The organism is Pseudomonas taeanensis MS-3, from assembly GCF_000498575.2.
GTDB lineage: Bacteria > Pseudomonadota > Gammaproteobacteria > Pseudomonadales > Pseudomonadaceae > Aquipseudomonas > Aquipseudomonas taeanensis.
Window position 1 is genome coordinate 1 of the sequence record NZ_AWSQ01000017.1, and the last position, 2,045, is coordinate 2,045.

At 65.9% G+C, this 2,045-nt stretch carries 2 protein-coding genes and 1 pseudogene; all 3 read left to right on the forward strand.

Annotation, left to right across the window (positions count from 1 at the left end; all coding sequences use genetic code 11):
- On the forward strand, positions 1–991 hold a 991-nt coding region (locus TMS3_RS24335; RefSeq protein ID WP_025167888.1), incomplete at its 5' end, for an aldehyde dehydrogenase family protein.
- An 11-nt stretch (positions 992–1,002) separates the two neighbouring features.
- Positions 1,003–1,848: an alpha/beta fold hydrolase gene (locus TMS3_RS24340; protein ID WP_025167834.1), complete on the forward strand. Its 846-nt coding sequence runs from the start codon at positions 1,003–1,005 to the stop codon at positions 1,846–1,848.
- Between the two features lie 13 nt (positions 1,849–1,861).
- Positions 1,862–2,045 (forward strand): annotated as a pseudogene (locus tag TMS3_RS24345) (2-oxopent-4-enoate hydratase); the annotation flags it as partial.

The window sequence follows — 2,045 nt, forward strand, 5'->3', positions numbered from 1 at the left end:
GCTGCTGCTGATGACCTGGAAAGTCGGCCCGGCGCTGGCCTGCGGCAACTGCGTGGTGGTCAAGCCATCCGAAGAAACCCCGCTGACCGCCAACCTGCTCGGCGAGGTGATGCAGGCCGCCGGCGTACCGGCAGGCGTGTACAACGTGGTGCACGGTTTCGGCGGCGATTCGGCCGGGGCCTTCCTCACCGAGCACGCGGATGTCGACGCCTACACCTTCACCGGCGAGACCGGCACCGGCGAAACCATCATGCGCGCCGCGGCCAAGGGCGTGCGCCAGGTCTCGCTGGAACTGGGCGGTAAGAACGCCGGCATCGTCTTCGCCGACTGCGATATGGACAAGGCCATCGAGGGCACCCTGCGCTCGGCCTTCGCCAACTGTGGCCAGGTTTGCCTGGGCACCGAGCGGGTCTACGTCGAGCGGCCGATCTTCGACGAGTTCGTCGCCCGCCTCAAGGCCGGTGCCGAGAACCTGGTGATCGGGCCGCCGGACGACGCCAGCAGCAACTTCGGCCCGCTGGTCAGCCTCAAGCACCGAGAAAAAGTCCTCAGCTACTACCAGCAGGCGCTCGACGACGGCGCCAGCGTCATCACCGGCGGCGGCGTGCCGGACATGCCGGCGCACCTGGCCGGCGGCGCCTGGGTGCAGCCGACCATCTGGACCGGCCTGGCCGACGATTCGGCGGTGGTCACCGAGGAAATTTTCGGTCCCTGCTGTCATATCCGCCCGTTCGACAGCGAAGAGGAGGCCATCGAACTGGCCAACAGCCTGCCCTATGGCCTGGCGTCGGCGATCTGGACCGAGAACAGTTCGCGCGCCCACCGCGTCGCCGGGCAGATCGAGGCCGGCATCGTCTGGGTCAACAGCTGGTTCCTGCGTGACCTGCGCACCGCCTTCGGCGGCAGCAAGCAATCCGGGATTGGCCGCGAAGGGGGTGTGCACTCGCTGGAGTTTTACACCGAGCTTAAAAACGTCTGCATCAAACTCTAAAGGATCCAACCATGAACGCACCTGAGCAAAGTCCGGAAATCGGTCGAGAGATTATCGCTGCCGGCTACCGTACCAACCTGCATGACCAGGGTGGAGGTTTCCCGGTGCTGCTGATTCACGGCTCCGGCCCCGGCGTCACTGCCTGGGCCAACTGGCGTGGGATAATCCCGCAGCTGGCCCAGAACCGTCGGGTGCTCGCCCCGGATATGCTCGGCTTTGGTTTCAGTGAGCGCCCGGCCGATGCCCGCTACAACCAGGCCCGCTGGGTCGAGCATGCCATCGGCGTGCTCGACGCGCTCGGCATCGCCCAGGCCGACATCGTCGGCAATTCGTTCGGTGGCGGCCTGGCGCTGGCCCTGGCCATCCGTCACCCCGAGCGGGTGCGCCGGCTGGTGCTGATGGGTAGCGTCGGCGTGACCTTCCCCATCACAGAGGGGCTGGATGCAGTCTGGGGTTACAACCCTTCATTTGAAGAGATGCGCCGCCTGCTCGATGTGTTCGCCTATGACCGCAATCTAGTCAATGACGAGCTGGCAGAGCTGCGTTACCAGGCCAGCATCCGCCCGGGCTTCCAGGAGTCCTTCGCCGCCATGTTCCCGGCCCCGCGCCAGCGCTGGGTCGACGGCCTGGCCAGCGATCCGAAACAGATCAGCACCCTGCCCCACGAGGCTCTGGTCATCCATGGCCGCGAGGATCGAGTGATCCCACTGTCCGCCTCGCAGGCCTTGGCCGAGCTGATCCCCAACGCCCAGCTGCACGTCTATGGCCACTGCGGCCACTGGACCCAGATCGAACACGCCGGCCGTTTCGCCCGCCTGGTCGAGGATTTCCTCGCCGAGGCCGCCCCCCTTTCCTGAGAGAGAGACAAGCATGGACCAGATATTGATCAACGAGCTCGGCGACGAGCTGTACCAGGCGATGCTCAACCGCGAGGCGATCGCGCCGCTGACCGAACGCGGTTTCGCCATCAGCATCGACGACGCCTACCACATCTCCCTGCGCATGCTCGAACGCCGGTTGGCCGCCGGCGAGAAGATCATCGGCAAGAAGATCG